This is a genomic window from Flavobacteriales bacterium, assembly GCA_025210295.1.
Taxonomy (GTDB): Bacteria; Bacteroidota; Bacteroidia; order Flavobacteriales_D; family Parvicellaceae; genus S010-51.
The window spans coordinates 47,067-70,727 of the sequence record JAOASC010000043.1 but is presented as its reverse complement, the minus strand read 5'-3'; the positions used below and the strand labels follow the sequence as shown (position 1 = coordinate 70,727).

Sequence of the window (23,661 nt, the reverse complement as noted above, 5' to 3'; positions counted from 1 at the left end):
AAGTATAAAAAGATTTTATCTCAATAAAGAAACATGCCCAAAAGACTCTTTAACCTCATCAGAATAAATATCTTTTGCCTCTACTTTCCAGACATACACTCCTGTCGGCAATGGTGTTCCGTTGGCAGAATTTCCATTCCAAGCTTCATTCATATCTGTTGTTTCAAACACTACACCTCCATTTCTATCAAATATTCTCAATAAGAACCCTTCAGTAGAAACCGACTCTCCTTGTACAACAAAAGTTTCATTAAACCCATCATTATTAGGTGAAAAAGCATTAGGAACATACAACGTAAAAACACTATTAACCACTAATTCATGTGTTACAGTATCTGTACATCCATCTGCATTTTCTACAACCAAAGTAACAGGGTAAATCCCAGTCTTTTCAGACGGATATCTTACCAACAACTCTTTTTCTGTAGCTGTCGGAGGATTAGCATCTACACCAAAATCCCAGTTATATAGTATAGCATCATCTGAAGATAAATTTTCGAAATCGATATTGGTATCAAAGAATGTTGTTGGGTTAGGATTCATATTAAACTCTGCTGTAGGATAGTCAAAAGGACAAATATAATTGACCATCAGCGTATCGTCAACACACCCATCTGGAGATGTAACCGTTAATTTAACATCATAACATATTGGAGCTCCATAAACAGTCGTTACATCTCCAAGCGCATCGGATAAAGAACCATTACCAAAACTCCACAACACATTATTTACTAAATGAGGTGCTGTTTCATTAGTAAAAGTGACTTGAATAGGAAAACATCCATCAACTTTATCTGCACTAAAAGAAGCTTCAGGCTGCTCATATAAATCAACTTCTAAACACTCAGTTACAGGAGTAGATTCACAGTTATCTGTCATTGTTAGGCAGTATTGTGTTAATTCTGTTGGTGAAACATTTACTTGACTAATAGCAGCGATAGTATTGGTACCATCACTCCATTCATAATTATAAGGGCCACCATCTCCCCCTGCTGAGATCACAGCATCTAGCAAAGTACTTGTATTTAAGCAAATTGTGGTATTTCCTGTATTGGTTAATTGCAATGGAGGGTTAAGGTTTACACAAACAGTTTCAGTAGAAGATATACAACCATTAGCATCAGTCACAAAAACATCATAACACTCATTTGCTGTTGGATTTATATTATGCGGTCCATTTCCTACTAAATTTTGATTCCAAGTTTCAACATAAGGAGCACCAAAACCACCAGTAGGGTTAACACCAATAATAGCGGTTCCGTTTTCACAAATTGTAGTATCATTGGATAAGCTTAAAACGAAAGGCAAAGCTACTTGAATAGCTATTTGAGCTGTATCTGTACAACCAATATTTGGGTCACCTGTTACATAGATCAGAGTATCTGTAGACTGCATTGCTGGATTAAATGCTAATGCTGGTGTATTTCCATTACTATCAAACCATGCTCCACCTGCTGTAGCTGTTCCATCCAGTAACGAATTTAAGTTTACTGCTGGGTCAGTTTGACAATAATCGACAGAATTATCTGCTCCTGCTGGTGGCGGGTTTGTAATTGTTAATGTGACTTGATCCTCAGTATAACAAAGTGGATGTCCAGCTCTGTATGCTTGAACGGTGTAAGTAATATCATTGGTAATGGTAGTAGTAGGATTGGCAACATTAGGATTAGACAATCCTGTTGCTGGAGACCAATTATACACTACAGCACCTGGATTGGGAGAAACGCTTGCCCCTAATTGAAAGGGAACATTTGCACAAACTGTTGCATCTACCCCTGCATCTGTTATCGGGTTAGGAGTTACCGTCACATTAACTGTAGTATCATTTGTACAACCGTGATTATTTACAACAGTATAAGTATAAGCATGACTTCCTGCTGAAGTTGGTGTTACAGTAATTGTATTCCCATCTGCTGACATTGCTGCAGTTGGGTCTGGCGCCCAATATGATGAGTCTGCGAGTAATCCAATCTCTGGTTTAAAATAACTAACCCCTGGAAAAAGGTGAGGAGCAAAATCAATTCCCCAACTAAAAACATATCCATCATCTGACCCTAATAAATCACAAATTTCTATTTGCCATACTCCATTTAAATCACACCCAACTAAACCTCCTAAAGAGTTTAAACTTTCATATGTTCCTGATGGCAAAGTAGTATTTCCTGCAGAATTATCGACCCAAGTTCCGTTAGTAGCAGTAGGACTCCATGTATAATCCCAACCTGTTCCTGGACCTGGACCTGGATCTATTGGAACCCCTAAAAAGGTTCCACTCCCACCCTGATTGTGCATAATTACACTCTGTCCGGTTGGGCAGATAATACTAACTTGTAAATCTCCCATATAAGAATGCTCAAAGTTCATTGAAATCCCCAACAAATCATTAATCGATGTGATTTGTTGTCCAGGATTAAATACTCCAAAATTTAACGTTGATGTAAAACAAGAACCTACTTGATCAGGAATAAATTGTGCTCCTCCTAAATTGGCATACGGCGCTCCTGTCCAATCTTGTGCATATTGATCAGGAAAAGCTTCTACAACGGCTGACTCTCCTAAACAAATAGGACCTCCAACTGTCATAGGATCAAACTCAGGGTCTGGTGCAACTAACACCACCATTTCTACAGCATTGGTATTAAAACATCTTGTATCAGGATTATCATCCCTTACTCTTAAAGATACTCGATAAGCCCCTTCGTCATTAAAAACATGTGTTGTTGTAACGCCACTAACACTATCAGGATCTGCTCCATTATCGTAGTCCCAATAATACATTTCTAAATTAAAACCAGGTTGAGCAAATGAATTAGAACCATCAAAAGCAACGACATCTCCTTTACATATTCTAGCAACTGTATCAGGGTCTGATGTTGCAGCAGCAAATGGTGGAGCACAAGGAGTTGTACAAGTAGCCAAAATGGTAAAGTTACCCGTCCCTACATCATTTGATTGAAAAGTTAAAGTAATACACCCAGTGGTATTTGAAGAAGATGTCCCCACCAAGACTCCATTTAATTGATTTCCTACATAGGTTCCTAACGATGTTGCCCCTGTATTATCACCATCATAAACAGACATAAAATCGGCATTATTTGGCTGACCACCTGGAGCAGTATTTGTAGGATCCAAATTAAAGATTTGAAACTCTAAATTAATTGTTTTAGTTGGATCATCTGGACAAATAGTAATCGTATATAACTCATTATTTGAATAGCCAGGACCACCAACATCTCCAGAATCATAGATCACTTCGTTACACGAAGTGATATTACCTTGAGCTATAGTGACTTGTCCATACGAATATACTCCAAAACAAGCAACAAATAATACTAATATAAAAACCCTCATAACATTACATATCAATAAGCGCTAACGAAATTCGATTCGAAAGCCTAACAAAACGATAACGTAAATTTAACAAATAGGTTGCTTTTATACACAACTATTTTCTGAATTATATAAAAATAGGCTGAATACCTAAAAAACAAGGACAAAAACTACGAAAAAGACAATAGCTTATGCTGCTATTTCATTCTTTTTCAACCAATACGCCAAAACAACCAAGTGCCAAACTCTACTCCAAGTTATTTTATAATTCCCTGCTAAAAACAAGCTCCACACTTCATCAATTGCTATTTCATTAAAACTAGGTTGAGTTTTTAACCATTCTAGTTGCTCCTCACAAAAAGCTTTTAATTCTTTTTTTAGCCAATTTTGCCAAGGAAAGACAAACCCCATTTTTTCCCGATTTACAATCTCCGGAGGCAACAAATCTCCTAAACTATCTACTAAAAGCTTTTTAGGGGAGTAAGGAAATTTATACTCATCAGGAACTCCATGTATATATTCAACCAATTGATGATCTAAAAATGGTACCCGAACTTCAAGAGCACTTGCCATACTCATTTGATCGACATCCCTTAACAAAACATTTTGCATATAGGTATTCATTTCTAAATAAGCAACTTTACTCAAAAAAGGAGCTTTGAAGCCAGCAGTTTCTACATCCAAATTCGTTACCCCAATTTCAAAAACTCGATTTTCAGGCAACACTACTTTATTCATTACTTTTTTTACAATATCATCCGTTAAGATCTGGCGATTAATAGGATAGTAAAAAGGTAATTCTAAATATTTTTGAGTAATAATTTCTGTTATTTTATCAGAAGCTATAGATGGCTTAAATAACTTTAGTGTACTTCCAGCCAACTTCCTTAAAACCAAAGGAAATGAATAGGACCATTTTTTATCTAACAAATTGACTGCTCGATGAAAAATGTCATACCCTGCAAAAAGTTCATCTCCTCCCAATCCAGACAAAGCCATTGTAACTCCTTTCTCTTTGGTTACTTTGGAAACGATATAAGAATTTAAACCATCTGCACTTGGATGATCCATAGCATCCATTGCTACTGGCAAATCTTTTAGAAAATCCATTGGAGATAATTTGATCTCCGTATGTTCTGTTTTGAATTTATCAGCGATTTGTCTCGCATATTTAGCTTCACTATACTCTTCCTCAGCAAATGAAATTGAAAATGTTTTTACTGGTTTATCACTAGCTTCACTCATTAATGCTACCACAGCACTAGAGTCAATTCCTCCACTTAAAAAAGCACCATAAGGTACATCAGATTGCATCCTATTTTTTACAGCTTTAGACAAGCGTTCTTTCACCTCTTTCTTTACTTCCTCATAACTTTGGTTTTCAGCTTTCCTGTTGATAAAAGTATTCACATCCCAATACTTCTCTACCTGATATTCATCTTCTGAAAGCCAAATATAGTAACCTGCTTCAAGCATTTTAACCCCTTCTACGATTGTATTAGGAGCATGCACCGTTCCGTATCTTAAATAATCAACTAGACTCTCCTCATTAACTTTTCGATCAATAAATGGTAAATCTAAAAGACCTCTCAATTCAGATGAAAAAGCAAAATTTTGGTTATTATCAAAATAGTACAGAGGCTTAATTCCTAGACGGTCACGTACAACAAAAAGCGTTTTCTGAGATTTATCCCAAATTGCAAAAGCAAACATCCCCTCTAATTTATGTACACAGCCTTTACCCCATTTTTGATATGCAGCAATTAAAACTTCACTATCTGAACTTGTTTTAAACTCATAATCATCTTTCAGTATTTCTTTCAACTTTAAGTAATTATAAATCTCTCCATTAAAAACAAGCACCAAATTTTGATCATTACTAAAAAGAGGTTGGTTCGCATTGTTGCTTAAATCAATTATAGACAACCGATTATGACCAAGTATAATTGCTTCATCGGAATAATCCCCAGTAAAATCAGGACCTCTATGGGTTGTACGCTCATTCATCTTCTGAATTACAGCATTTGGATTCTCTACTCCTCTTAAATTATATACCCCATTTATTCCGCACATATCTTATATTTATTTATGACTATTTAATTTGATTCAAAAAGTCTTTATTTTCTATCAACAAACGAATTCCTTCTTCAATTGAGATGAGCTCTCTATTTAAAATTGTTTTCATTTTTGAATTATCCGGCATTCTTCGAGTCATGTCTCCATCTTTGAGCGGGGGTAAATGAATAATTTCTGACTGAGAACCAGCTACCTTTATGACCAGTTTAGCCAAGTCTAAAATAGAAATTTCGTCAGCACCTCCAACATTAATGGTATCATTTAAATGGTGTCCCTCTTCAAAAATTTTCAAACAAGTATCAATATTGTCATCTACATAACAAAAAGTACGTGTTTGGGCACCATCTCCATAAATTGTTATAGGTTCATTTTTTAAGGCTAATGCTAAAAATTTAGCAACAACAAAATCAACACTTTGATTAGGTCCATAGGTATTAAAAAACCTAAATATGGTATAATCTAAATCAAAAGATTGTTTAAAAGATCTAAAAAATGCTTCTCCTACATTTTTCACTACAGCATAAGGGACACGTGAATTCAAAGGGGTTGTATTCTCATTTTGAGGAAGCTCAACTGGCTCTCCATAAACTTCAGATGAAGAAGAGAAAAACACTCTTTTAACTGAGGTGTTTTTAGATAGATTTAGAACATTCTTAATCCCTTCTATATCATTTAATACTTGAATTGGATTCTCCTGTGTACGTTGTACTCCTACCACAGCTGCATAATGAAAAACATAATCAAACTTATAGGCTAACATTAATTCGGAAATATCTCTATAATTGTTAACATCACAGTAAACAAATGACCAATTCTCTAATTCTGAAGTTGGTAATTTAGATTTACACCCAGTAGATAAGTTATCAGCTACAACAACAAAATAATTAGGGTTTGTAACTAATTTACGTGCTAGGGCTCCACCAACATTCCCAGCTCCTCCTGTTATTAATATTTTTATCATAGTTTAAAAGACATTAACGATTTTATCCATTCATCAGTTGTCACCGACAAAGATAATTGAATGCTCTCTATTTGCATCTTAATTAATTCACTTTCTGATAACTCTATCATTTTCTTCATAGCACTCAAAAGACTGTTCTTATCTTTAGAACAAAAAGAATACCCGTTTTTATTTTCCACTAAAAATGATTCTTTAGAACCTACAGCACTGCTTAAAAGCATTGGATATCCAGCTGCTCCAAATTCCTGAACAGAAACTCCCCAAGGCTCAAAATGACTTGGTAATACATAAACTCCGCTATTCATAATCACTTCAGAAAACTCAGAGGGCTGCAAAAAACCAAAATGTTTAATTTTGGGATGTATTTTTCTATTCTCAAACTCCTCACCTGTTCCTACGCACCAAAGCTCCCAATCATTTTCTGTTTCTTGATGGAGTTGTTCAAAAGCATTCCACAAGTCATAAATACCTTTGTGTTTTACATATCTACCAACATACAAAAAGCGCTTGGGGAATTTTTTTTCTTTTAGTAATTTAAATTCATCATAATACTTTTTAAACAAAGTGGTATCTGCCACATATAAATACTTTTGTATTGCTTCAGACGGAAACCCTAAATTGATCGTAAACTTCTTTTGTTTTTCACCTGGAACCCAAGCATGAGTAAAATTTCTCTGTATCAAAAAAGAACTTAATAGCTTTGCTATTTGTTGCTTAAGACTCCCATTCCATTGATTATCTATTAATAGTACCGTAGGTATTTTGTTTTTTATTGCTCTACAAACTTTTACATAATCTTTATCTATCCAACCAGAACAAACGACCAAATCTATTTGCTCTTCTTTAATCAAATGTAGCATAGACTCATTTGTAAAATCACTTCGCAAATATTGTTTTATTTTTCCAAAATCGAACTGAAAAGGGGCCTCATTTGCTATGGGCCAACGAATAACAGAAATGGATACCCCTTCATGTTTTTCCATGGCTTTTTTCATGCAATTAATGGTATACCCAGCCAACTCTGTATACAAAAACAAAACTTTTTTATTCATGTTCAATACTATTTTCCTTTTCTCTAAGTGCTTCTCGATACTGCTTCCAGTTATAGTAGTATATCAAGACAAATAATGGAAACCCATTCAAAAAATAATTCCCTTGTCGCATCAAATTTAGAAAAATCAGAACTAAAATTGCCTGACTGATTATTTTATACGTTAAAAACTCTTCTTCTATCCTTAGATAAATAAAACCTCTTACTAAGAGTAGAAAAAAGAAAAACACTCCACCCCCTCCTAGCTCTACAAGCATTCTTACCAACAGCGAATTCCCATCTGATGTATTAAATTCAAAATTGTACGCAATGACCTCTACATTCTTCGTCAATGAATGCTTTTGATAAGCAACACTATAAGAGCCTAAACCAGTTCCAAACAAAGGATACTCTTTAAAACTTTCAATCGCTACATGAATATTATTATACAAAACAAAACTCGAAGTATTGGTATTATCTATAGTATAGTCTTGATATATCCACAATCCTATTGAACTATCAACTCTTGATTTAAAGTCATTTGAAACATTGTAAAAAGAAAATAATATGATACTTCCTCCAATTATCCCCATTAATAAATATCTAAATTTAATACTCATTGAAATTAATATAAAAATCAATAATATTCCAATATATGCTGTGGATGATCCCGAAATGATATAGATGATTAAAATGGTTATAGAAGCTCGTTTACTTAAAACAAAATTCTTTTTATGCATTAAGTTGTAGACGGCCACAAAAACGGCAGGAGCCAATGCCGCTGCCAAACCTGATGGCTCTGAAAAAACACTATTAATTCTAATTCCCATCAAACCACCTTCCGCTACTCCCCATTTGTTTAACAACCACCTAAAGTTGTACCCATACTCAAAGCCAACAAGATAAGACGCAGCTTGAACTACTCCTATCAAAGCTACAATATAAGACCACTTTAAATAGACACTAAAAACTTGTAATAAATTAAACTTATAATACTTTAAGACATAATGGTAAAAAGTGAACGACATGAACATTCCTCCAAAAACCTTGATAAAGTCAAACATTTGGTAATAACCAGAGAGCACAAAAGTTCCACCAACAGCCAAGAACCAAAAAAATAGTTTTACCAAATATTGAGGGTAGCCATATTTTAGAACAAATAAGGGAATCAAAGCTAAAAAAATCAAATAATAGAAATAACCTTCAAAAGGATACTTAAAGAATACATAGGAGTTAATAAATACTGAAAGAAATATCAGGATCTCAACCCACTTAGAGACTTTTGTATAATTAACTTCTTTCACTTCCTTTTTTTGTCTATTTCTTTTTCGCTTATTTTAATGCACTAAATAATTCCCCCAGCTAAAAACGTTATTTCTTCTTTAGCTCACTTATTTTTTTTAGCATAGCAATAGCTAACTTCTCCCAAAGATATTCATTTTGAATTTTAGACAGAGACTTCTTCTTCTTCTTCTTCAATTCAACTTTGGACAACATTAAAAACTCAACTAAACTTTCCTCTAATAATTGCTGGTTTAACGGAGGAATAATCCTCCCATTTGATTCATCAACTATAAATTCAACAGCTCCTACATCTGTAGCCAAAATCGCTAATCCTCTCGCCATTCCCTCTAGGATCACATTAGGCATTCCTTCTGAATGACTCGGACAAACCAAAACATCCATTGTATCGATAAGCTTAACCATTTTTGATTTATCGCTAATTTCTCCATGGTAAGTAATTTTAGGGTGTTTTACTTTAGCTTCCTCAGGTATTGGCCCTATAAAATGAAACTCAAATTCTACTTTCTTCAATAAAATAGTTTGAATCGCACTATTTAACTCTTTCACCCCTTTTCGGGTTTCATAACGGCCTATAAAAACAAATCTTAAAGGTGCTTCTTCTTCAACACTTATTGGTGTTGTTCTCAACCATTCATTATCAAGCCCGGATGGGAACTCTAAGATATTCTTCTCAGGAAAAGTAATATTTTCTATAATTAACTCCGTTATCTTACCACCGTAAGAAAAAATATAATCCGCATGTTCATTATTCCATATCGTAGGCCCTTTCAAGAGAAAACTTTTTAATCGCTGCTTAAAGCTTTTTTGTAATTGAAACATTTCATAACCATGAAACTTCACACCAATTGGAGGTAATAGTCTATTTTTACTTTTTTGCTCTAAAAAATACCAGCCCGAAAACCCTTTTGCATACACAAAATCTACATCAGAGAAATCTAATGCTTCAAAAATTTGCTTTGAGTACAAATAAGAATTTCTGATATAATGACCAATCATTTTTCCTTTCTTAGGAAAATTAAATGAATAGATTTTATAAAGTTGTTGATCCTGATTACCAAACAATGCAAAATTAACTTCCTCATCACTAGGCAACTGTTCACCATCTCCTACACAATGAACAAGAGACACCTTTACTCCTTGTAAAGTAAAATATTTTGCCAGGTTAGCGGAATGTCTCTGCATACCTCCCGTAACAAAGGGAGTTATGCCATCTGTTAATAAAAGGATATGCATAAAAAACTTTTTGTATCTTTGACAATAAAGGTTGTACTCTTTTGTTTATGATTAAACAAAGATAGACGAAACTAAATAAAGACTTTAGTATTCAAAAAATATTTTAGGCATAATTTATGTCTTATATCATCTTAACACACACCTACCAATAATGCTAGCGAAAGAAATTATAATAAATACTATTCCCCCAATAAAGCCAAATGAAAGTGGGGAAAAAGCTTTAAACTGGATGGATGAGTTTAAAGTAATACACTTACCCGTGGTCAGAGGGAAAGAATATTTGGGCTTAATTTCTGACAATGTTATTTATGATCAAAACGATGCTACGGCTCCACTCGAGAATATGAACATTGCTTATAACAGACCTTTTGTATATGCTGACAGTCATATTTATGAAGTAATGAAAGTGATTTCAGAACTAAACCTTACCTTAGTTCCGATTTTAGACCGAATGGATAATTATATTGGTTGTACTACACTTTCAAAAATCACCTCTATATTCACCAATTCCTCTTCCATTACTGAACCAGGGGCAATTATTATTTTAGATATTAATAAAGTCGATTACTCTTTGGCTCAAATTGCTCAAATTATAGAAGGTAATGATACTAAAATATTAAGTTCTTATATAACCTCTTCTCCCGATTCTAATAAAATGGAAGTTACTATTAAAGTCAATAGAGAACATATAGGTGGGGTTTTACAAACACTAAATAGGTATAACTATGTCGTTAAAGCTTATTTCACTCAAAACAAGATCAACGACAATCTAAAAGAACGTTATCAATTACTACTTACTTATTTAAATACCTAAATACTATCAAAGCAAAAATTAAAATAGCCATCTTTGGGAAAAGATTTCCAGAAAGTGCAGTGGAAGCTATTCAAAGTCTTTTTAACAGTTTAAATGAAAGAAAGATTGAATATTATATTAATAAAAAATTTGTTTCTTTTTTAACTCAACATATTGAATTAAAAGGGAAACATACTGTTTATGTAGAAGCTGATGAAATCAACGAACCTGTTAACTTTCTATTAAGTATTGGAGGAGATGGTACTTTACTAGATACGATTACTGCTGTTGGTGATTCTAAGCTACCGATTGTAGGCTTAAACACAGGAAGGATGGGTTTTTTAGCTTATAATGCTAAAAACGAGATTAATTCAATGCTTGACAATCTTCAAAACGGAGATTATAAACTCCAAAGAAGATCCTTACTTCAGGCTAAGACCAAAGGCAATGTTTTTGGTAATTTTAATTTTGCTTTAAATGAATTAACAATTCATAAAAAAGACTCCTCATCAATGATGACAGTAAACACCTATATTGATGGAGAATGTTTAAACTCCTACTGGTCTGACGGTTTGATTATATCAACGCCTACTGGTTCTACAGCATACTCATTGAGTTGCGGAGGCCCAATTGTTTTACCAGGATCCAAAAACTTTATCATCAACCCTATTGCACCACATAATTTAACGGCCAGACCTGTAGTAATCCCTGATGATGTTCAAATAAAGCTAAAAGTTGAAGGCAGAGATCCAGAATTTCTTGCCACACTTGATAGTAGAACGGTTACGATTTCCAATTCTACAGAAATATATGTAACTAAAGCCCCTTTCTACATTAATCTTGTCCAGTTTGAAAACCAAAGCTTTTTAAACACTTTAAGAAAGAAAATGCACTGGGGAACTGATGTAAGAAATTAACATAAAACCACCACCAAAAGGCATTTGATAACATAAAGTGACGACTAATTGAAAATATCTATTAGAATCATTGTGTTATTTTACAAAAAAAAATTACTTTTGCTTAACCTTCTACAAAAGAATAGAATAGATATTAAAAATGAAAAAGAATTTACTTCTAACATTATGCTTTACCTTATTTATCATAGGAATAAATGGTCAGAGCTGGAAATTCTTGAGAAATGAATTTTCTTTTGGTATAGGTGCATCTAGTTTTTTGGGGGAACTAGGAGGAGCTAACAGAGTCGGATCGCACAATATTTTAGGCTTTCGAGACTTTGAATTTAATGCCACGCGCCCTGCTATACAAATAGGTTACAGAAGATTTTTCTCTCCCAACATTGCCGCTAAAGCTGGATTTACATTCGGTCAGGTAAGTGGTAATGATGCATTAACTGAAGAAGTTTATAGACAAAATAGAAACTTACACTTTAAATCTCCCATTGCTGAATTGGCTGTGCAGGTAGATTATTTTCCTTTTAGAGAATATTTTGGTCACATCTATCGTTCAAACGGAGTTGTAGGTAAACGAGTGAACCATCTTAGTCCCTATTTATTTGCTGGAATTGGAGGATTCTGGTACAATCCTAAAGCTAAATACCAAGGGAATTGGGAAAAACTAAGACCACTCAAAACTGAGGGAGTTGAATATGGAAGTTTTTCTGTTGCCATTCCTATGGGAATTGGATTAAAGTATGCTATTGATAAACAATGGAGCATAGGCTTAGAAACAGGGGTTCGTTATACATTTACCGATTATATTGATGATGTAAGTACTGTATATGTTGATCAATCCAATGAAAGTGCTATGGTTCAATATTTATCAAACCCAGCTTTAAATAAAGAGGGACAAACTCATTGGACTATTCCTGGTCAGCAAAGAGGAAGTGCTCAAGCAAATGATTCTTATGTCTTTGCAATATTATCTGTAAATTATAAGTTATTAAGAGGAAGGTTGAATTTACCTAAATTTTAATAATCATGATTTATGTTAAAGAAATTATCTCAACTTGTTGTTCTATCTATACTTTTTACATTTCACTCTTTAGCTCAGAGTGTTGATGAATTTGGTCTTATGGCAGGTGGTTCCTATTATATGGGAGACCTCAACCCTTATACACACTTCAATAATTACAACTATAATTTTGGTGGTGTTTTTAGGAGGTCTTTAGATAATAAACAAATTGTCTTAAGAGCTCACTTAATGTATGGAAAAGTAACAGCAGAGAGCGCTAGTTCTAACCTAAGTTTTCGATCTACCATCCTAGAAATTGGGCCTGCATTAGAAATTAACTTTATGCCTTTTGAAATAGGAGAGAAAAAAAAATATAAGGGAACTCCTTATTTATTTGGAGGAATTACCTATTTTAAAATGAACCCTCAAACCAACAATAATGGTGATTGGGTTAGTCTCCAAACATTAGGCACAGAAGGTCAAGGCTCCTCTCAAAACCCTAATAAGCAATATAAATCACAACAAATCAGTTTACCAGCAGGATTAGGTGTTAAAATAAATCTTTCTAAGCGATTTGCGCTTAGTGCTGAATACGGAATTCGAAAAACATTTACAGATTATTTAGATGATGTTAGTGGAACCTATGTAGACCTCACGCAATTAGAAATAGAAAATGGAACTTTAGCCTCCGATCTCAGTAAAAGTTATGGCATAAATGGCTTACAAAGAGGTAATTCTCAAAATAAAGATTGGTATTCTATTTATGGAGTTATGCTTAGCTTTAGAATACTCCCTAACAACGAGTGTAAAAATAATTTCAGAAAAAAAAGATGAAGTACTTCAATAAGTAACTCCATCTTTTCTTAAACAAGGAAAATATAAAATCAGTAAAATTGAGGTAGAAATCTCGAATTTACTTACTTTATAGACGTAAAAAATATTAAAGGGTTGCCTAACCTTTTGTAAAATTAGGGAGTAAACTTATATCCTACTCCCCTTATAGATTTAAAATAGGTATTCGGAGCTGTGTTTTTTTCAAATATTTTTCTAAATGAAAGTATCACATTATCAATTGTCCTAGTTGTTGGGTATATCTCATAGCCCCAAACCTTTTCTAATATTTCCTGCCTGCTAACAGCTTGATTTTTCTTATCTATAAGTAGCTTCAATAAGTTGATTTGTTTTTTTGTTAATGGAGTGATCACACCTTCATTATTTGAAACCTCAAAAGAATTAAAATTTATTGTAAACTCCCCTATTTGAAAGGTTGATATTCCATGAGTTCCGCTTACCTCTTTTGCAGACCTTTTAATCAAAAGTTTAATCCTTAATAAGAGTTCTTCAATATTAAAAGGCTTTGTTAAATAATCATCTCCACCAATCGTCAATCCTTTTATTCGATCTTCTGAATCACTTTTTGCTGTTAAAAATAAAATGGGGGTATGCTCATCATTTAAGCGTATAGTCTCACAAATATCAAATCCATTAACATCAGGTAACATAACATCCAATATTATTAAATCAAATTTCTTTTCTTTGACTTTAGACACCGCATTTTTACCTGTAAAAACAGAAGTTACACTGTAGCCTTCTATATCAAGATTTAACTTTATTGCCTCATGTAAATTTTCTTCATCTTCTACCAAAAGTATATTTTTCATAGCTCTTGCATTATTGGTTATGCAAATATAAACAATATCAGCACTATCTAGAAAAACCATAAATAAGGATACAAAAAAATGACAAACTCCTGCTTTTTTTAAACGAATCTATTGATATTCATTATAAATAACGTTATCTTGCGTAGCAAAATTTCTATAATATGAAAAACACTTTTTTTAGTATAACTGCTGTATTGATCAGCTCTATTGCATACAGCCAAAGCCAAAGTACACCTACTGTTGAGCGCAAAAACTTAAGTTTAACCCCAATTACAATAAAGGAGCAAGCAAAAATTAAGGACCTACCAACATTAGCTGTACCACAAAGTTCTACCTCCCCAAAAGAGGCTACAGCTAAAAAACAAGTTGCTGACGAACCAAAGCAAAAAAAATAGTGCACTTCCTTTTCGATTAACCAACAAGATCCGTAAACATGAAAACAAATTTCAGCCTTAAACTTTTCTTCCTTTTTGTACTAATTAGTAATCTAATTACTTCACAACATCATCCCCATTTGCATCATCACAAAGGTATTGTCAGATGTGCAACAGTCGAATATGATCAAATAAGAAGAAATGAAAACGCTAAGGTTGGAAGTCAATTGGAATTTGAAGCTTGGTTACAACAAGAGATAAAAGCATACAAGCAACAAAAAAGCGGAATAAAACTACCTGTTTTAACAATACCTGTTGTTGTTCATGTCATTCACAATGGAGATGCTGTTGGTTCTGGAGAGAACATTACAGATGCACAAGTACTCTCTCAAATTCAAGTGTTAAATGAAGATTTTAGAAAAATGGCTAACAGTCGTGGATACAATACCAATCCAGTAGGGGCTGATGTAGAAATTGAGTTTTGTTTAGCGTCTATTGATCCTAATGGGAATACTACAAATGGTATTGACAGAGTTAACATGGGACAAACTTCTTGGGATAGAAATGCTATTGAAAGCACCCTTAAACCGCAAACAATATGGGACCCAAACAATTACTTAAACATGTGGACTTGTCGATTTGGAGGAAGCGCAAGTTCTCTTTTAGGTTATGCTCAATTTCCTGACAACTCAGGATTATCTGGATTAAATCCATCTGGAGGTTCTGCAAATACGGACGGAGTAGTTATGAACTACAATGCTTTTGGTACAGCAGACCTAGATGATGGGTCTTTTGTTTTAAACCCAACATACAACCTCGGAAGAACTACTACGCACGAAGTAGGACACTGGCTTGGTTTAAGACATATTTGGGGAGATGGTAACTGTAGTCAAGATGATTACTGTAATGACACCCCTTTAGCAGGCGCTGCGAATTACGGATGCCCAACAGGAAGTTCTTCTTGTAGTTCTGTAGACATGATTGAAAACTACATGGATTATACAGATGATGCTTGTATGAACATCTTTACAGAAGATCAAAAAGCAAGAATTAGAACTGTTTTAAGTGTTTGCCCTCGAAGAGCAAGCCTAACAACATCTACAGTTTGTTCTAATGCATCTGCTCCTCCAACCTGTGCTATATCTGCTTCTAGTACCACGATTATAGCTGGAGGAAGTATCAACTTTACAGATGGCTCTACAGGAAACCCTACTTCATGGAGCTGGAACTTTGATAATACAGGACTAGGAGGCGTTTCTCCTGCAACATCTACCTCACAAAACCCTACCAATATCACTTACAATAATGTTGGAACATATCAAGTACAATTAACTGCTACGAATACTAATGGTTCTTGTACTTCAACACAAACAATAAATGTTGTTCTTTCTTCTGGCTGTGATACTTTATCAAACTTTGTTGCTACTGATTCACTTACTGTTTACCTTTCAAACCAAGGAAACAACCCATTTGGATATATCGCTGGCTGGAATAATTTTAGTGATATTTCAAAAGCTGAGTACTATAACAACTACTCTCCATATACACACGTAACAGGACTTGACATTTATTTTTATGGAGTAAATGACGGCGGAAATGGCGCGACTGTTGATTTTAACGTATGGGGAGACAACTCTGGAGCCCCTGGAAATATATTGGGTACTGCTACTGCTACCTTAGCCCAACTAGATAATGCACTAGCCTCAAACTCTGGCTTAGGTGTTCTTCACGTTACTTTCCCATCACCTGTGAATGTCGGAGGAAACCCTTTCTATTGTGGAATCTCTATGAATGGTTTTGGAAATACCGACTCTCTTGCCATTATAACAAGCACTGTAAACACTCCTACCAATACAGGGTGGGAACAATGGAGCAATAATGCATGGTATCCATATAACGACCAAGATAGTTGGGATGTAAACCTAACCCACTACATCTTACCTTATGTCACTGATCAACCTGTCTCAGCTACCATAACAGCAACACCAACAACATCATGTACAGGTACTCCAATTAATTTTAACGCAACTGGTACAAATGCTAATAACTATTCGTGGTTTTTCCCTGGTGCTACTATTGATACTGCTTCAGGTGCGAGTAGCTCAGCTACCTATTCTACTTCTGGCAGCTATACAGCCTATTTATTGGTTGATGGAACATGTAGAGGTAGATATTTAGATAGTGTACAAATTACCATTACTGATGGTCCAACAATTTCATCTACTACGACTACACCTAGTTGTAGTGGTAATGATGGACAAATCATCATCAACGCAACCAACGGTACAACTCCTTATCAATATAGTATTGATGGTGGAAATACCTACCAAACTTCCAATACATTTACAAACTTAACAGGAGGAAGCTATACTGTAAGTGTAATGGACGCTTCAGGATGTCAGAGTTCTGAAAGTGTTACAATTAATAATGGAACTGGGACTTTAACTGTTACAACTGTTGACACCAATCCAAGCTGTGGAAATATTGACGGAAGTATTGCTATTAACGTCAATGGCGGTGCTTCACCATATAATTTTAGCATTGACAATGGGCAATCCTTTTCGTCTGGTTCTGCTCCATATACGTTCTCTAGTTTAGGAGTAGGAACTTACAACATTGTAGTTCAAGATGCCAACGGATGTCAAGGTTTTAGCTCTACTAACCTAATTAATTCAAATGCTCCTACATTGACTTCTAATGCTGTTGATGTAAGTTGCAATGGTTCAAGTGATGGGCAGTTGTTTAACACAGCAACTGGCGGAACTTATCCTTATCAATATAGCATTGACGGAGGGAGTAACTTTCAAGCATCTGGAACTTTTGGTGGATTAAGTGGTGGAAATTATACAGTTATCGTACAAGATGCCAACGGATGTCAAGCAACAGGAAATGCTGTAATCAATGAAAGTAGTCCTATGACTCATACTGTGAGCATCACACATACTACCTGTGGTAATGATAATGGAAACATTGCAATCATTCCTAATGGCGGAACAACTCCTTATCAATATAGTATCAATGGAGGGGCTACGTTCCAAGCCAATGGATTCTTTAATACTTTACAAGGAGGAAACTACAGTGTTGTGGTTGTTGATGCCAATGGGTGCTCTTCTACAATATCTTCTGAAACAATTCAAGGGAGTGGAACATTCTCTGTATCTGCGACAACTACAGGAGAAACGTGTATGGATGCTAATGGAAGCATCACTGTAACAGAAACTGGTGGATTAGCTCCATACCAATACAGTATTAATGGAGGATTAAACTTTCAAAACACAGGATTATTTACTGGACTTTCTGCTAACAATTATAACATTGTTTTACAAGATGCCAACGGTTGTACAACCAATACATCTACTACAATAACCAACCAAGGAGGTTTTAACCTGTCTGTAACTCCAGACCAAACTGTTTGTTTAGGAAATACAGCAACAATAACAGCAGGAGGAGCAGGAAGTGGTTCGACTTACTCATGGGATAATGGTTTAGGAAGTGGTACAATGCATATTGTAACCCCATCACAAACTACAACCTATACTGTAATAGCTAATGATACCCAAGGTTGTTCGAGAACTGCAACCACTACTATTACAGTAAACACTCAACCAAATGTTACTGTTACACCTGCTAACCCTACAATTTGTAGTGGCGATAGCGTAACACTTATCGCTAACGGAGCACAGTCGTATGTTTGGAATAATGGTACAACACTAAACACCATAACTGTAGCACCAACATCTCAAACCCAATATGTTGTGATAGGACAAAATGGAAATTGTAATGGGACACCAGTAAACACTACGATTAATGTAAATCCATCTCCTACTATTGTTGCTAATGCTAGTCCGCTTACGATTCCTGTAGGAGGAACTGTTAACTTCAGTAATAATGGTTCGGTTGCAACAAGTTATAATTGGATTTTTGGAGATGGAACAAACTCCACTCAAGGCTCTCCATCTCACACCTATAATACTGATGGAACTTACAATGTTGTTCTCTCGGGAGTATTAGGCAATTGTGAAGCTACAGATACCATAACAATAATTGTTGGAAATGGAGGCCCAACTTCGATCAACAATTTCAAAATAGAAGAAGCGGTTCAAGTTTACCCTAACCCTACTAATGGATTAATCAACTTAAGCATTGAACTTCCTTATTATCAAGACATTGAATACGTACTATTTGATGCTATTGGAAAGGTTATTCAATCACAACAAGCAATTCAGGTTCTACAACTTAATACACCTATTGATTTTAGCAATAATGCTAAAGGTGTATATTATTTAAGAATTCAAACAGAGTTAGGGCAAACAACCAAAAGAATATCATTAATAAAATAACTATGATACCAAAAAACGTAAAGGTAAAAGATATTAATGCCATCAATAAAAACACATTAATTGACACATTAGGAATCGAATTTACTGAGGTTGGAAGCGATTATATTGTTGGAAAAATGCCTGTGGACGAACGTACTTTTCAACCGATGGGATTATTGCATGGAGGAGCAAATGTCGCATTAGCTGAGACCTTAGGAAGTACTGGAACCTATTTAATGATAGGCACGAAAACCCATTATGGTGTTTGTATCGAAATTAACGCCAACCATGTTGGAAGCATCATGGATGGATACGTTTATGGTAAAGCAGAAATTGTCCATAAAGGAAAGACAACACATATTTGGAAAATTGAAATTAAAGATGAGCATGGGAAGATGATTTCCATAGCTCGTCTTACTATGATGATTTTGGAACGTAAATAATTTTTATGACCTTAACTTCTTCAGAAGGCTTCGTTATCTACCGAACTCCGTATTCTAATAAAAAATATTATAGAACTGGAGACTGGAAAGAATATTCAGCTCAAAGTCATGGCTTTATTATTCAAAGTTTTGACAATCAAAAATCGTTTATTTTAGAAGCTCCTAAAAAAGAACTCAATGATAAAAACATTATCATCAATTTTCCTGAGAAAAAGCAAACTAACCATGAGTTAAGTAAAACTGCTTACCTTGAACAGTTAAATACTTTTATTGATGCTTCTCAAAGAGAGTTAACGAAAGTCATCTCATCAAGAATTATTAATCAAAGCGTTAATCAACAGTTTGACCTCTTTCAAGCATTCGAAAAATTGGCTTCTCAACAAACAAATGCTCTCGTTTATATTTTAAATATCCCTAATATTGGTATGTGGATGGGAGCCACACCAGAAACACTACTAAAAGTATCCCCTACCGAATCCTATACCATAGCATTAGCTGGAAGTCAAAAAAGTGATCACATTAGTCCATGGGGGAAGAAAGAAATTCAAGAACATGAATATGTAATTGAAGACATCTCTCAAAAGTTAATGGTTCAACAAATAAAGCATATCATATCCGATACAGAAACTATAGTTGCGGGAAGAGTGGCACATTTAAAGACCAAAATAAATATAAAAACTACATTAACAAACATAAAAGCTATTGCAGACACTTTACATCCTACATCAGCGATTTGTGGAATGCCACAGGAAAATGCTTATGAATTCATTATTGAAAATGAACCTTATGATCGAGAGTTTTATACTGGGTATTTAGGAGAGTTAGAAGATCATAATAATGCTTGGATTTTTGTAAACTTGAGATGTATGCAATTGTTTGATCATGTATTAACCTTATATGTCGGAGGAGGGATCACCAATGACTCTAATTCTGAAAAAGAATGGGAAGAGACCCAATTAAAATCACAAACATTATTGGCTGTCATTGAAAAAATATAGACCTTTGGGGTTTATATGGTATCAGAAAGTAAAAGAGTACAAGCAATAGTTGAGCTATTTGCTGCTAAAGGCATTAAAAAAATAATTTTTTCACCTGGATCAAGAAATGCTCCTTTAGTCTTATCGTTCACCAATGATGAAAGGTTTGAATGCATTTCAATCGTTGACGAACGTTCAGCTAGTTTTTTTGCTCTTGGAGTCGCGATATCTACACAAAGGCCAGTTGCAATATGCTGCACTTCTGGCAGTGCTGCTCTCAACTATTCTTCTGCATTAAGCGAAGCTTTTTACCAAAAAATACCGCTCATTGCTATTACTACTGATAGACCTCCTGAATGGATTCATCATGGAGAAGGACAAGCCATTAATCAAGTTAATGTTTTTCAAAACTTCGTTCACTCTGGATATCATCTTCCTATAGGTGAAAGCCTAGAAGACCTTCATTATTGTCAACGACAAATAAATGAAGCGCTTATTCACTGTTCAAAGAATAAATTACCTGTTCACATCAATATTCCTTTCAGAGAACCGCTATATAATACCGTTGAAAAAAGCACAGTTCAAGTCACGAATATTGAAAACATTTCTGTAGAACAAACCCTAGCAGAAAAAACTATTTTAGCGTTATCATCAATATACAATGAGCATAAAAAAGTTCTTATTCTTTGTGGTCAGTTGCCAAAAAATGGAGCCCTAAACTATATTTTGGAAGAGTTTGCTCTCCTCTCAAACACCATTGTTTTAACCGAATCAACAGCGAATTTATATAGCTCTAATTTTATTCCTTGTATAGATAGGGTTATCACAACATTTGAGTCTCCTGAAAAATATGAACCTGAACTTTTAATTACTATTGGTAACGCCATTATTTCAAAAAAAATCAAACAATTTTTAAGAAACGTTAAGAACCTAAAGCATTGGCGAATTGCTGATAATACACCAATAGAAGATACCTATTTACACTTAACCAAACACATACCTATTGATCCCACTTCATTTTTTAGAACCATAAAGCCATACCTCAATGACAACTTGGATTCCGAATACAAGAATGAATGGTTTACAAGACATCTAATTACTCGTACAAATCATGATAATTACATGCATAAGACCAAATGGAGCGATTTAAAGGCCTTTAACTCTATTTACAATACATTACCAGAAAATTGCAACTTGCATTTAGGAAACAGCTCTCCTGTTCGTTATATGCAATTATTTAGTCAAATTAAAGGCATCAACTATTTTAGCAACCGAGGAGTGAGTGGTATTGACGGCTCTACCTCAACAGCTGCTGGAATAGCTTATGATCAACCTCATCAATTAAACATCCTTATTTCTGGTGACCTAAGTTTTGTTTATGACATCAATGCTTTATGGAACCAACATTTAAGTCAAAATTTTAGAATCATTATTCTCAATAATGGAGGGGGGGGGATTTTTAGAATCATACCTGGTCCCAACACTACAAACTCGTTAGAAGACTTCTTTGAAGTTGGGAACAGCACATCAATTAAACATCTTGCCAGTGCTCATCACATCAACTACTATCATGCAGACGATTCATCAACGTTAGAAGAACAGCTTCCTCTTTTTTTTAACCCACAAGAGAATAAACGTCCTGCTATATTAGAAATATTTACTCCAAACGAAATTAATGCCTCTATATTAAAAGAATACTTCAAGGCTCTAAAAGACTAATCATTTAATTATCTTTTATACAACGTACGCTAAGTCCGTTTGCCCTTATTCCACTAAATACATAGGAGTCATTTGAGGTAATAAGCATTGCGTTTGAACGTGCCCCACTCACTGTACTAGACCAATAGCAACCATAACTCCCAACACTATTCAGCGAACCATCGCTATGACTTCGATAACCTCCTAATGTAAAACGTAGGGGAGATGCGAATGCACCGTTTCCATTATTCATTTTCCAACTTTTTCGTTCAAAATCTAATTCAACATCAGAGGGCAGCCTATACCCTTTGGGACAAGGGTTGTTTCTATTCCCTCCCCTCCACAATTCATTACTCGGATTAACCATCCAATCCCATGGAGAATAAGGTTCAACAATAAAATTATCATGTATGGGCTTATCAGTAAAAGTTTTGGAATTAGTTGTTGGACTTTTTCTACACTGATGACCATCTGAAAAACGTCCCCATTGATACAAATCACCATAAGCTTTGGAATCCGTACAACTTATTGCTGCCTGGGCTGCTCCTAAATTACGATCCATCCACACCTTATTCGTGATAGGATTGTAAACTTCAACAACAAGCGTTTTAAATCCTTCACAAAAACGACCTTGACTAAAAAGCAACATTGTATCTGTATTCCAAACAACTAACACAGTCAATAACATTTTTTTAAGTTTTCCTTCTTTTTTCATGGCATGAACTTTATATTAAAAAACTACTTTGAATATTTACTACTGATTCTTTATACAACGTACACTAAACCCGTATGCCCTTAAAAGTAAACCAACATAGGCTCCCTTATCATGAAAACTAGAGAAATACGCATACTCATCACTTACTGTACTCGACCAATAATAACCAAAACTACCAACGCCATAAAGGATACCACTTCTCAGGTTTCGAAATCCACCTAAAGTAAAACGAAGAGGAGACCTTATCGCCCCTTTACTATCATTACTCTCCCAACTTAAACGTTCTTCATTTAACTCAGCTTGAGATGGGAGCCGGTAACCACTCGGGCAAGGGTTATTAACACCATTTATTCCTTGCCATAAATTATCATTTTTAGGGACACTCCAATCAAAAGGAGCTTTCAAACGCACAATAAACTCTCCATTTCTTTGATTAGAAGTAATAAACTCTGTCGTAGAGCTATTTCTACATTGGTGACCATCTGAAGATCTACCCCATTGATATAAATCACCATAAGCTTTGGAATCTGTAGTTTTAGTTGCTACCTGACTAGCCCCTAAATTACGATCCATCCATATTTTATTCGTAATAGGGTTTAATACATCTACTATTGCTGTAAGGGTTTCTGGACAAGCACTTTCCTTAAAAGCACCTAACTGCCCATAAGCTATCATACCTCCTAAAGGAAACAGCCCCCACTTCAATAGTATGATTAATAAAAAGACATTAACCCCGTATCTTTTTTCTATCATACTTTACTATTTTATCATACAAACAGAACTTTCATGTCAATCAAAATGAAGTTTTATCAATTTTTCTTTGTATTACCTCTCA

18 protein-coding genes are annotated in these 23,661 nt (G+C 34.7%); 9 read left to right on the top strand and 9 right to left on the bottom strand.

Annotation, left to right across the window (positions count from 1 at the left end; genetic code table 11):
• Positions 1-15 precede the first annotated feature (15 nt).
• The 6 genes from N4A35_12885 to N4A35_12860 all read right to left on the bottom strand — a co-directional run bounded on the left by N4A35_12885 (position 16) and on the right by N4A35_12860 (position 9,935).
• Positions 16-3,351, bottom strand: a complete 3,336-nt coding sequence (locus tag N4A35_12885) for a PKD domain-containing protein (GenBank protein MCT4582301.1) — start codon at positions 3,349-3,351, stop codon at positions 16-18.
• 168 nt (positions 3,352-3,519) lie between these two features.
• On the bottom strand, positions 3,520-5,403 hold the full coding sequence (asnB, locus tag N4A35_12880) for an asparagine synthase (glutamine-hydrolyzing) (protein MCT4582300.1): 1,884 nt from the start codon (positions 5,401-5,403) through the stop codon (positions 3,520-3,522).
• 19 nt (positions 5,404-5,422) lie between these two features.
• Positions 5,423-6,367, bottom strand: a complete 945-nt coding sequence (locus N4A35_12875) for an NAD-dependent epimerase/dehydratase family protein (protein MCT4582299.1) — start codon at positions 6,365-6,367, stop codon at positions 5,423-5,425.
• Positions 6,364-7,419: a glycosyltransferase gene (locus N4A35_12870; GenBank protein MCT4582298.1), complete on the bottom strand. Its 1,056-nt coding sequence runs from the start codon at positions 7,417-7,419 to the stop codon at positions 6,364-6,366. Before N4A35_12870 ends, N4A35_12875 begins: the two co-directional genes overlap by 4 nt.
• Entirely contained in the window at positions 7,412-8,569 is a 1,158-nt protein-coding gene (locus N4A35_12865; protein ID MCT4582297.1) for a hypothetical protein, read from the bottom strand. Before N4A35_12865 ends, N4A35_12870 begins: the two co-directional genes overlap by 8 nt.
• 199 nt (positions 8,570-8,768) lie before the next feature.
• Positions 8,769-9,935, bottom strand: a complete 1,167-nt coding sequence (locus N4A35_12860) for a glycosyltransferase family 4 protein (GenBank protein MCT4582296.1) — start codon at positions 9,933-9,935, stop codon at positions 8,769-8,771.
• 151 nt (positions 9,936-10,086) lie between these two features.
• On the opposite strand from N4A35_12860, the gene N4A35_12855 reads away from it, so the two are divergent.
• From N4A35_12855 to N4A35_12840, 4 genes are all read left to right on the top strand, one after another.
• Positions 10,087-10,749, top strand: a complete 663-nt coding sequence (locus N4A35_12855; GenBank protein ID MCT4582295.1) for a CBS domain-containing protein — start codon at positions 10,087-10,089, stop codon at positions 10,747-10,749.
• Between the two features lie 29 nt (positions 10,750-10,778).
• The gene (locus tag N4A35_12850; GenBank protein ID MCT4582294.1) at positions 10,779-11,645 is read left to right on the top strand and encodes an NAD kinase; all 867 of its coding nucleotides are present in this window, start codon (positions 10,779-10,781) and stop codon (positions 11,643-11,645) included.
• Positions 11,646-11,784: 139 nt separating this feature from the next.
• On the top strand, positions 11,785-12,660 hold the full coding sequence (locus tag N4A35_12845; GenBank protein MCT4582293.1) for a DUF6089 family protein: 876 nt from the start codon (positions 11,785-11,787) through the stop codon (positions 12,658-12,660).
• A gap of 12 nt (positions 12,661-12,672) precedes the next feature.
• Positions 12,673-13,473, top strand: a complete 801-nt coding sequence (locus N4A35_12840; GenBank protein ID MCT4582292.1) for a DUF6089 family protein — start codon at positions 12,673-12,675, stop codon at positions 13,471-13,473.
• Positions 13,474-13,607: 134 nt separating this feature from the next.
• Here the strand turns inward: N4A35_12840 and N4A35_12835 are convergent, their stop codons facing one another.
• Positions 13,608-14,300 (bottom strand): response regulator transcription factor, encoded by a 693-nt coding sequence (locus tag N4A35_12835; GenBank protein MCT4582291.1) that lies wholly within the window; start codon positions 14,298-14,300, stop codon positions 13,608-13,610.
• Between the two features lie 161 nt (positions 14,301-14,461).
• Between N4A35_12835 and N4A35_12830 the strand changes: the two genes are divergently transcribed.
• From N4A35_12830 to menD, 5 genes are read left to right on the top strand one after another with little or no spacing between them, the layout of a single operon-like run.
• Complete coding sequence (locus N4A35_12830) at positions 14,462-14,695, top strand: hypothetical protein (protein ID MCT4582290.1); 234 nt, start codon at positions 14,462-14,464, stop codon at positions 14,693-14,695.
• A 38-nt stretch (positions 14,696-14,733) separates the two neighbouring features.
• Positions 14,734-19,014, top strand: coding sequence for a PKD domain-containing protein (locus N4A35_12825; protein ID MCT4582289.1), 4,281 nt, complete (start codon positions 14,734-14,736; stop codon positions 19,012-19,014).
• A gap of 2 nt (positions 19,015-19,016) precedes the next feature.
• Positions 19,017-19,436, top strand: a complete 420-nt coding sequence (locus N4A35_12820) for a hotdog fold thioesterase (protein MCT4582288.1) — start codon at positions 19,017-19,019, stop codon at positions 19,434-19,436.
• A gap of 5 nt (positions 19,437-19,441) precedes the next feature.
• Positions 19,442-20,434, top strand: a complete 993-nt coding sequence (locus tag N4A35_12815; GenBank protein MCT4582287.1) for a chorismate-binding protein — start codon at positions 19,442-19,444, stop codon at positions 20,432-20,434.
• 15 nt (positions 20,435-20,449) lie between these two features.
• Positions 20,450-22,132, top strand: coding sequence for a 2-succinyl-5-enolpyruvyl-6-hydroxy-3-cyclohexene-1-carboxylic-acid synthase (menD, locus tag N4A35_12810; protein MCT4582286.1), 1,683 nt, complete (start codon positions 20,450-20,452; stop codon positions 22,130-22,132).
• 4 nt (positions 22,133-22,136) lie between these two features.
• On the opposite strand, the gene N4A35_12805 is transcribed toward menD, so the two are convergent.
• On the bottom strand, positions 22,137-22,826 hold the full coding sequence (locus tag N4A35_12805; protein MCT4582285.1) for a fibrobacter succinogenes major paralogous domain-containing protein: 690 nt from the start codon (positions 22,824-22,826) through the stop codon (positions 22,137-22,139).
• A 39-nt stretch (positions 22,827-22,865) separates the two neighbouring features.
• Positions 22,866-23,579, bottom strand: coding sequence for a fibrobacter succinogenes major paralogous domain-containing protein (locus tag N4A35_12800; GenBank protein MCT4582284.1), 714 nt, complete (start codon positions 23,577-23,579; stop codon positions 22,866-22,868).
• Between the last annotated feature and the right edge of the window lie 82 nt (positions 23,580-23,661).

Bases quoted from the DNA above. Each gene is read 5' to 3' on its own strand.
- N4A35_12875 (MCT4582299.1), bottom strand. From the start codon at position 6,367: ATGATAAAAATATTAATAACAGGAGGAGCTGGGAATGTTGGTGGAGCC.
- N4A35_12860 (MCT4582296.1), bottom strand. From the start codon at position 9,935: ATGCATATCCTTTTATTAACAGATGGCATAACTCCCTTTGTTACGGGA.
- N4A35_12885 (MCT4582301.1), bottom strand. From the start codon at position 3,351: ATGAGGGTTTTTATATTAGTATTATTTGTTGCTTGTTTTGGAGTATAT.
- N4A35_12840 (MCT4582292.1), top strand. From the start codon at position 12,673: ATGTTAAAGAAATTATCTCAACTTGTTGTTCTATCTATACTTTTTACA.
- N4A35_12870 (MCT4582298.1), bottom strand. From the start codon at position 7,419: ATGAATAAAAAAGTTTTGTTTTTGTATACAGAGTTGGCTGGGTATACC.
- N4A35_12825 (MCT4582289.1), top strand. From the start codon at position 14,734: ATGAAAACAAATTTCAGCCTTAAACTTTTCTTCCTTTTTGTACTAATT.
- N4A35_12800 (MCT4582284.1), bottom strand. From the start codon at position 23,579: ATGATAGAAAAAAGATACGGGGTTAATGTCTTTTTATTAATCATACTA.
- N4A35_12830 (MCT4582290.1), top strand. From the start codon at position 14,462: ATGAAAAACACTTTTTTTAGTATAACTGCTGTATTGATCAGCTCTATT.
- N4A35_12855 (MCT4582295.1), top strand. From the start codon at position 10,087: ATGCTAGCGAAAGAAATTATAATAAATACTATTCCCCCAATAAAGCCA.
- menD (MCT4582286.1), top strand. From the start codon at position 20,450: ATGGTATCAGAAAGTAAAAGAGTACAAGCAATAGTTGAGCTATTTGCT.
- N4A35_12815 (MCT4582287.1), top strand. From the start codon at position 19,442: ATGACCTTAACTTCTTCAGAAGGCTTCGTTATCTACCGAACTCCGTAT.
- N4A35_12805 (MCT4582285.1), bottom strand. From the start codon at position 22,826: ATGAAAAAAGAAGGAAAACTTAAAAAAATGTTATTGACTGTGTTAGTT.
- asnB (MCT4582300.1), bottom strand. From the start codon at position 5,403: ATGTGCGGAATAAATGGGGTATATAATTTAAGAGGAGTAGAGAATCCA.
- N4A35_12835 (MCT4582291.1), bottom strand. From the start codon at position 14,300: ATGAAAAATATACTTTTGGTAGAAGATGAAGAAAATTTACATGAGGCA.
- N4A35_12820 (MCT4582288.1), top strand. From the start codon at position 19,017: ATGATACCAAAAAACGTAAAGGTAAAAGATATTAATGCCATCAATAAA.
- N4A35_12845 (MCT4582293.1), top strand. From the start codon at position 11,785: ATGAAAAAGAATTTACTTCTAACATTATGCTTTACCTTATTTATCATA.